This is a genomic window from Alkalibacterium psychrotolerans, assembly GCF_054784355.1.
The window spans coordinates 1-503 of record NZ_BAAGPH010000048.1 but is presented as its reverse complement, the minus strand read 5'-3'; the positions used below and the strand labels follow the sequence as shown (position 1 = coordinate 503).

Below are 503 nucleotides of genomic sequence, written 5' to 3'. Positions count from 1 at the left end.
AGGTAACACCCAATAATCTATGAAAAACTATGTATTAAAAAAATCTTGTTGCTCGTTTGATGCTAGCTATTGATCAGGTTAAATAAAAACTGATTTTTAAAAAAAGTTAGCCTTTAATAAGAGTCTATGTAGTGATGAAAAGCGAAAAAAGGGCACACTAAAAAACCGTAAGCTTAACATGTTTTTGACAGATTAGAGTAAATGCGAAATCAGTCCAGATATTGAAGAAGTCCGTTTCCAAAATTCAATAAACGAATCCACTTGTCCGGCATGGTTTTCGCACCATCATGGATAAAAGGAATTCTCACGGGAACTTCACCATCCAAGGACTGATGAGGACGTAAGAAGTTGAAGCAGGCGGTAAAGCAAGCCACGTGTGCTCGAGCGCCATTAACTGACTTGAACCCATGGGTTCCACGGTAATGGCCTTTATACGTTCGGTTTAATCGTTCGATGATTTGTTTGAGTGGACGATACTGTCTTGAGACGTCATCCTCATTGGT

The 503-nt window shown here is 39.0% G+C and carries 1 protein-coding gene; it reads right to left on the bottom strand.

The features are described from left to right. Window positions 1–209 precede the first annotated feature (209 nt). The coding region (locus tag ACYVLS_RS08815; RefSeq protein WP_460323672.1) for an integrase core domain-containing protein at window positions 210–503 on the bottom strand (294 nt) is incomplete at its 5' end.